At 60.0% G+C, this 7,842-nt stretch carries 7 protein-coding genes and 1 pseudogene; 2 read left to right on the top strand and 6 right to left on the bottom strand.

Translation table 11 applies throughout. The annotated features are described in order from the left end of the window. Positions 1-345: 345 nt before the first annotated feature. From EOA60_RS11175 to EOA60_RS11155, 5 genes are all read right to left on the bottom strand, one after another. Positions 346-1,716, bottom strand: coding sequence for a TRAP transporter large permease subunit (locus tag EOA60_RS11175; RefSeq protein ID WP_095826168.1), 1,371 nt, complete (start codon positions 1,714-1,716; stop codon positions 346-348). Positions 1,717-1,719: 3 nt separating this feature from the next. Continuing rightward, a complete protein-coding gene (locus EOA60_RS11170; protein WP_067320504.1) occupies positions 1,720-2,820 on the bottom strand; it encodes a TRAP transporter small permease subunit in 1,101 nt (366 codons plus the stop codon). 60 nt (positions 2,821-2,880) lie between these two features. Beyond that, positions 2,881-3,999 (bottom strand): TRAP transporter substrate-binding protein DctP, encoded by a 1,119-nt coding sequence (gene dctP, locus EOA60_RS11165; RefSeq protein ID WP_067320507.1) that lies wholly within the window; start codon positions 3,997-3,999, stop codon positions 2,881-2,883. 51 nt (positions 4,000-4,050) lie between these two features. Continuing rightward, positions 4,051-4,425 carry a hypothetical protein gene (locus EOA60_RS11160; RefSeq protein WP_095826169.1) on the bottom strand — a complete coding sequence of 125 codons (375 nt, stop codon included), beginning with the start codon at positions 4,423-4,425 and terminating at the stop codon, positions 4,051-4,053. A gap of 213 nt (positions 4,426-4,638) precedes the next feature. Further along, on the bottom strand, positions 4,639-5,211 hold the full coding sequence (locus tag EOA60_RS11155) for a DUF1003 domain-containing protein (RefSeq protein ID WP_095826170.1): 573 nt from the start codon (positions 5,209-5,211) through the stop codon (positions 4,639-4,641). Between the two features lie 182 nt (positions 5,212-5,393). On the opposite strand from EOA60_RS11155, the gene EOA60_RS11150 reads away from it, so the two are divergent. Together EOA60_RS11150 and EOA60_RS11145 are read left to right on the top strand one after the other, a co-directional pair. After that, the gene (locus EOA60_RS11150; RefSeq protein ID WP_095826171.1) at positions 5,394-6,026 is read left to right on the top strand and encodes a hypothetical protein; all 633 of its coding nucleotides are present in this window, start codon (positions 5,394-5,396) and stop codon (positions 6,024-6,026) included. Between the two features lie 256 nt (positions 6,027-6,282). Continuing rightward, positions 6,283-7,257, top strand: a complete 975-nt coding sequence (locus EOA60_RS11145; RefSeq protein ID WP_095826172.1) for a nucleoside hydrolase — start codon at positions 6,283-6,285, stop codon at positions 7,255-7,257. Between the two features lie 160 nt (positions 7,258-7,417). On the opposite strand, the pseudogene EOA60_RS37485 reads toward EOA60_RS11145, so the two are convergent. After that, positions 7,418-7,842: pseudogene (locus tag EOA60_RS37485) on the bottom strand (hypothetical protein); the annotation flags it as partial.

Raw genomic sequence — 7,842 nt, 5'->3', positions numbered from 1 at the left:
ATCCTCGGATGCTAAACTGCTTTGCGTTGCAGGTGAGGACACGAAGCCGGCGAAGTGCCCGCTGACCACCCATACATTGGGGCCGTACAACTCTGTCGCTCTTCAGTTTGTCCAAACACCAAGTCGACCAGACGGCAGGCTCAGGAAAAGCTGAACGTCAAGATACGCAATCCAAAGCGGGATGTCTCGTCGCCCAGCTATTTGCGTGGGCGGGATGATGGCGCCCGGCAGGAGCATGGAGTGCGCGGACAGGCCTCAAGATCAGCAGCTTCTGCAGGCGAGCGGCGCCTCTGACGCGCTGAACCTTCGATTGTTGAGGCGTCGAACCGCCAAAGACGTGTGCGGTCAACCGCCTCCGTACATGAGCTTCGGCAGCCAAATGACGATCGAGGGGAACACGATGCACAACCCTACTCCGATTGCCTGCAGGAATAAGAAGGGAACGGCGGATCGGAAGATCGTCGCCATCGATATCTCCGGTGGCGCGACACTCTTCAAGTAAAACAGTGAATAGCCGAACGGTGGGCTCAGGAATGCCATCTGCATGTTGACCATGAAAATGACGCCATACCACAGCGGCACGTCTTCAGGAGCCACACCGGCTAAGCCGAACGTACCGCCGAACTCGAGGGACTTAAGGATGGGCAGAAATATCGGTACGGTGAGAAGGAGAATGCCCACCCAGTCCAGAAACATGCCCAGGACGAACAGGATGATCATCATCAGAACAAGAATGCCGTAAGGCGCGAATCCAGTTCCGAGAATGGATTCGGCGACGAAGTTCTGCCCGCCCTTCAGGATGAAGAAGCCGACGAACATGGTGGCTCCGAAGAATATCCACATCACCATCGCAGTCGCCTTGAGGGTCGCCACGCCGGCTTCCCGGATCGTGTCCCAAGTCAGGCGGCGATGGGCGGCGCAGACGATGAAAGCACCGAATGTGCCGATGCCGGCGGCTTCAACAGGCGTTGCTATGCCAAGGAAGATGACCCCGAGCACAAGCAGGATGAGCAGAATGGGCATGAACGTGCGGCGCAGAAGCCTCAGCTTCTCCCCAAAGCCGATGCGCTCGCTCGGCGGCAAAGCCGGGCCGAGCTTGGGGTTGATGTAGCAGCGCGCCGTGACATAGACGACATACATCCCCGACAGCAGCAGCCCTGGGAATACCGACCCGATCAAAAGCTCGCCTAACGACTGTTGCGCGACGACGGCGTAGACGATCGCCATCACCGAAGGCGGTATGAGGATGCCAAGCGTTCCTCCGGCGAGCAGCGAGCCGCAGGCGAGCTTTGCGTCGTAGTTGCGGCGGAGCATCGCTGGCAGAGCGATCATGCCCATTGTCACTTCCGTCGCACCGACGACCCCAACCATTGCTGCGAGCAGGGTGCACGAGATTATGGTGGCCGAGGCAAGTCCGCCTTTCAGCCCACCCAGCCATTTATAGACGACGTCAAACAGTTCCTCGATGATCCCCGCTTTCTGAAGGATCGCGGCCATGAAGATAAAAAGCGGCACCGCCGAGAGCTGATAATCCGTCATGAAGGGAAAAATCCGCGACGGCAGCATGTTCAGCATGGCCGCATTACCGAATAAGAAGAGGAAGAGAACGGCGAGGCTGCCCGTGCAGAAGGCCATTGGCAGCCCGAGCGATAAAAGAACGCCCAGTCCGCCGAACATGAGGATGCTCAGCCACAGGATTGGAAGCTCGAGACCCATGGCTTAGCGGAGCCTTCTTGTTGCGGTCGCGATGTCACGCATCAGGCGAGACACGCCTTGAAGCAGCAGCAGCGCGGCGCCAACAGGAATCGCCAGCTTCACCGGCCAATATTGAATACCCCACTCGGTGAAAGAACTCTCGCCCACCGCCATCGCGTCGCTGGCAAAACGCCAGCCGGCAACGAGCATTGTACCCACGAACAGGAAAAAGAATGCCGAGGTGATGATATCGCAGATCGCCCGGCCACGCTCGGAGAGGTGGCTGTACACGATGTCGACCCTGACATGGGTCTCATCGCGATAGGCATAGGCCCCAGCCAGCATGTATTGCATGCCGAACATCAGAAACATGCTCTCGTGCACCCAGTTGGTAGGGGAGTTGAAAACGAAGCGGGCGACCACCTCGTAATAGTACGCCATGACCGCGAGGACCGACCAATAGGCGACGAACTCGCCTGTCACTCTTACAAGCCAGTCGACCGGCCTAAATGGCGCAAGAGGCTGTTTGACGGGCGTCGCGGGCACATCGACGACGATCTCATGGTGGGTTGCGGCGCGCCCAGTCTCACGGGCGCGGGCGCGCCGCACAAGACCGGGTATGAGAAGGGCGTCGCCGACAATAATGAGACCGAGCAGAAGTCCCGCAATCCGGCTGATGCTGCTGTCCCACTCGAGCCCGTGAACGGCCGCCGTCAGATTGTTGCGCGCCGCCGCGGCCTCAGCCTCAGCTTTTGCAAGTCGATCGGCAGCCCCCTGCTTGTTGGCTGCCGTATCTGCCTTGGCACGCGGCAACAGTCTCTCGGCGTGCTCGCTCTGGGATCGCGCGAGTGAAACTGCCTCGCGTCCATCGCGCACCTGGGTGCTTGTCCAAAGTACCGCGATGAAGAACGGGATAAAAATGAATCCCCACCTGCTCTTCAGATAGAAGCGGTGCATGCCGAGGAAGCCGGCTGTGACCAGGAACAGATAGGCAAGAAACAGGTTTGGACGGCCGGGATCACGCTGTGCCCGTTCTCGATGGACAAAATGAACGGCGGCCAGCGGAAAGACCGCGAGGGTTAACCAGTAGAGCCAGTGCGGCAGCACAAATGTTAGGGAAGGCATCGGCGAACGCCTGCTGCAGGAGCGAGCGCCCGTCCGGCTCAGGACGGGCGAAAAGAGGGTTCACAGGTTGATGGTCAGCCCCTGGTACATGTCCGGAGTGACATAACCGACTGTCGGGTTCTCCATGACCTCGAGCTGCAACTTGAAGATGCGCGCTGCGTCCTTGTCCTTGTTGGCCCACTCGAACCAGATGGGCACCGCGATTTCCTGGAACTTCTGGAGGTCCTCCGGTCCAAGCCGATTGATTTCAATGCCGGCATCAAGGAATTTTTGCCAAGCCTCCATGTCGGCCTTCTGGATCGAGCCGAAATGGGCATTGGAATAGACTTGGATCTCGTCTTCCACGAACTTCTTGAGGTTGTCCGGGAGTTGGTTCCAGACATTCATGTTGACGGCAAAGTCCATCAGGTCGACGGGCTGGTATACGGACATCAGACCGGCTGGACCCATGGAAATGTACTTGGTCACCTGCTGGAAACCGAGGGCCCAGTTTACGGCCGGACCGGTGTAGTCGGCGGCATCGATCGTGCCCTTTTCCAGCGCGGAGAACACCTCGCCGCCCGGCAGCAACGTCGTCTTGGCACCGGCTTTCGCAAAGGTTTCGGCGATCATGCCGCCCGGTACGCGCAGTTTCAGATCCCTAAAATCCTCGATTGAGCGGATCGGTGTCTTTGAGTGGATGATGTTCGGGCCGTGATGAATGCGGTTGACGTAGTAAAGGCCTTGTTTCGCATAAAGGTCGCGCGCGGCCTGCAGACCACCTTTTGAATAGAAAAAGATATCCCATTCGTGCGGATAGCGTAGCCCCAACGTGTAAGAGGACAGGAACGCCGTAGCGGGAAGCTTGCCGGCCCAATAAAGTGAAAACGAGTTCATCGCTTCCAGTACGCCGTTCTTCACCCCGTCGAGGAGTTCGAAGTCACCAACGATATCCTTTGCCTTGAACGGCTGAAATTCGAGTTGGCCTCCGGTTTTTTCCTTGATGGTGCCACACCAGTTTTGGAAGGTTTCAAGTCCGACCCCCGCCGGCCACGAGGTTTGGATTTTCCAGGTGATTGCGTCTGCGGCTCCGGCCCTTCGAACCCAGGGCGCGGTGACCGCCGTCGCCGTTAGCCCAGCGACAAGTCCACTCGTCTTCAGAAACTTTCGCCTTGATTGGGAACGCGATTCTCCGTCCATTGCTTTCCTCCCTGTTCGGCAAGCGGGCAAATGATGGGCCCGTCGCCGGTCTCAAATCGCAAAATCAATGACGCAAAGGATGTCCCGTTCTTGTGGGACCAGAGCTGCCTCCTTTTTCGCAGTCGTTTCCAGCCGGATGCCAACGCCACAAACGATAGCGACAGGGACCGGCGCAGCCTGTAAATAACATAACGCGGCGCAATCATTTTCAACCACTGCGCGCCCGATCCATAGTATGCCTGTGCGGCTGTAATAAATCCATTGGTGAGTCACGCCCAATGACGCGCTCGGGGCGTCGATCTGATGCTTCAGAATTGGGATTGGGGTAAGAGCCATCGGCTCGTACTGAGCGAGTCCTTGCAGGCCCGCGAGGTCAGTCAGATGTAGGACGCGCGAGTTGCTGGTGATGAGCTGTTCGACACGCAATGCTGAATTGCGCGATTGAGATGGGGCACACTCAGTCCGAGCGCGTCCGCCATGACTTCCCCATGCGGTATAAACCAGCTCTGGCAAATGGCGTTCGGGCGTCTCCCAGCTATTTGCGCAGGCGGGATGATGGCGGCGCCCGGCGGGAGCATGGAGTGCGCGACAGGCCTCAAGATCAGCAGCTTCTGCTGGCGTCCGGTGGATACGGATCGGTCAGTCGACCGTCGCTTGACCCGTTGCCTCCTTAATCTTGTCCAAGACCGCTTCAGGCGCCACGTCGCGCTTCAGCTCCTTCAACTCATTGTCTGCTTCCGTCGGAACATCCAGGCGCTTCGCGATCTCCTCGACCAGTTTGATGAGCTTGGTCGTCTCATGCTCGTTGAGCAGGCTCACCTGCAGATCGAGGTCTGCCCGCGCATCATCCTGGGCGGCCATGCGGTTCTGGTTGATCAGTACGAACGTTGAGAGAAAGATCGCCTCGACCGAGGCGAACATGGCCAGGATAACCAGAGAAGGATCCCAGGGTTTTATAAAGTTCACGATCCCGAAATTTAGGCCGATCCAGCCGCCAAAGAAGGCGAGGTGGATGTAGACGAACATCATGCTGCCGGCAAACCTGCTGATTGCCGCCGCCGCGCGCTGCTCCAGCGATGCTGCCTTGGCATCGCGCTTCCGCCTCTCGACCAGTGCCTCGATGTTCCGCGCCAGGGCAGGGGCGAGGCCTTCCGCCGCCGGCGTGGTCGGAGTGGCGTAGCCCTGGTCCTCTGGGGCGGCTTTGGGATTCATTGTTGTCTCTCCCGTCTAGGCAGCCTAACTCGCTATTTGGCAATTCGCTCCATTTCACCGCTGTCCAGAGTGCCGAACGAGCGCCTTGTCCGACGATCCTGCCCGATGCAACAGCGGTTGCTGCAGACCGGTGCAGGCTCGCTTCGCGTTGAGTTCGCAGGGCAGGACTCTTACTTAAAGGGATGCCCGCGAGCAGAAAAATCGATTCGACTGCACGGCTGGTTGCAGAGTGGCCGCTATCCCCGGCGGCGACGCTTGGATCGTCGGTGCGGGCGAGGGGCATTTTTCTTGAAATGCGCGCTCGCCTTCCGACGGACTTGAGAAGCCTGCTCCATAGCGAGTCCCGGGTGCTTACCTTGCGTCTGCCGGAGGGCTCCCATGCCAATGTTGAGGCCGCATCGGCGATCGTGTCCAAAGCCATGCAGGACATCGAAGACCTGCCCGTCATGCCTCGCGAGGTCGAGGACATTCTGACGATCTCGGCGGGCGAGCGTCACCGCTGGCTCAAGGCCGGCCGCTTGCAGAGCGCCGGGACGCGGACGGTGAAACTGCGTGGCCGCGCGAGGAAGATCACCTTCCACGTTTTTGATCCGCGCCTGATCGAGGATGTGCTCGACCGTGACCTTGTAGCGGTCTGGCGCGAGGAAGACGCTGCGAGAGCCGCCGAGAACCGACGCCGAGCCGCTGCAAAGGCGGCGCTCAAGCGCTCGCAAAAGAGCCGCGGCGCGGCCGCAACCGACGACAGCCAAAGCGAGGCAGTCCACTCCAACCTGCGCGGCTGGGAAGACTTCGAGCGCAACGGGCTCCTCCGCTGAGGTAGGGAGCGCCGTGTCATCTTTTGGGCGGACCGCAGCGCCCTTTGAGGACAGCGATGTCGGCCTCGCGGTCCCCACCGGGCGGCGAGGAGACCGGCGCGCCGACGAGAAACGCGCCAAGCGCGTCACCCGGCGACATATTCACGATACCCTTCGGTGGTGACACTCGGAGCCACGATTCTGTCGGCCTCGCCTCTCGAAGAAGGCTGGCTAAGATAATTGGCGGCAGTGTGGGAAAGAGCGTGACCATAGAGACATGACAAAGCAGAGAATTCTTTTTGATACCGATCCTGGCGTAGATGATGCCCTCGCGCTGCTTTACCTGCACCGTCATCCGAACATCGAACTGCTCGGCATCACAACTGTCTTCGGCAACGCATCGATATCGGTTACAACGCGCAATGCCAGATTCCTCGCCGAGGCTTGGGGGATCAAAGCGCCCGTTCACGCCGGTGCTTCCGTTCCGCTAAACTGGTCCGGGGCGCCGCACCCCTATCCTGTCCATGTTCATGGCGCGAACGGGCTGGGGGATTATCCTATTGCCCAGGAAGCGCGGGAGGAGAAGGACACTGCCGCGCGATTCATCGTCGATACCGTCCGGCAGAATCCGCGTCAGGTGCGGTTGCTTGCTGTCGGAGGCCTGACCAACTTGGCGCGGGCACTGGAGGCCGATCCGGCGATAGCAGATCTGGTGCAGGACGTCGTCGTCATGGGTGGCGCGTTCGAAGTCCCTGGCAATGTGTCGCCCGTTGCCGAGGCCAATATCTATGCAGATCCGAAGGCAGCCGATCGAGTGTTTGCAGCCTCGTGGAAAGTGACCGCGGTTCCGCTCAATCTCACAAATCGAACGGTGATGACGCGACAGGATCTCGCCGCGGCCTCGGAAGGTGCCGATGCCGCCATGCAAATGGTAGCCGCACTGTCCCAAGGCTACATCGACTTCTACCTGCAATGGGGCGAAGCGGGTATGCTTGTGCACGACTGCAGCGCCGCAGTCTACCTGACCGACCCGCACTTATTCGCCACCCGATCCGGTTCGATCGTCGTATTGGAGGACGGCCCGGCGGCAGGTATGACCGTGCAGAGACTGGGCGCCGCCAGTTATTCACCGAACAAATGGGATCAACGTCCAATGCAGTCGGTGTGCGTTGGTGGCGATGCTGCAGGAATCTTGGCGAGGATTTACGCTGTCTGCAGGGGAAGTTTCGCGGAGCCATCCCCAAAAAGCTAAAAAGGCTCGCTCCGGCGAGAGAGCCGCGATGGCGCGCCCGAGCCTGTGGCGCGGCTTCTACCCACAGCCATCCAACGGGTCGGGCTCGAATGGTTCACCAGACGTGCCCGACCCGAAATGGTCCTCGAACGCGATTGCAAACCGATCCGGTCTGTTCAGATCAGGACTTGTTCGTTGTCGACGGTTCGGTATCGGACAGCCTCCGGTGCACCGCCTGCTCGGCTTTGTCGGCAGCGGACTTGACGACATCGCTGACCTTGTCAGCGAGCGTGCCTTCACTCGACGCCTGCCGTCCTGCTTCCTCGCTGGCCGCCTGGTAGGCTTCGGCTGCAACCTGCTTCACCTGGTCGACGCCCTTCTCGAGCGCGTCCTCGGCCCTTTCGCGAAGCTGTTCGCGATAGCCGCCGAGCCGCTCGTCTTCGAGTTGCGTGTGGGGCAGCATCGCGCCGATCGCCGCTCCGATCGCGAGACCGACAGCAGCAACTGCCAGAGGCTGATCCTCCATCAACTGCTGCGCGGAACGAGTGGCCCTCGTCGCCATGTCGGCGGTGGCTGTCGCCGAGTTCGTCAGCGTCTCCGCCGCGC

The sequence above is a fragment of the Mesorhizobium sp. M1A.F.Ca.IN.020.06.1.1 genome (assembly GCF_004023265.1).
GTDB lineage: Bacteria > Pseudomonadota > Alphaproteobacteria > Rhizobiales > Rhizobiaceae > Mesorhizobium.
The sequence above is the reverse complement of the archived record's forward strand: the minus strand, read 5'-3'. Positions and strand labels throughout refer to the sequence as shown.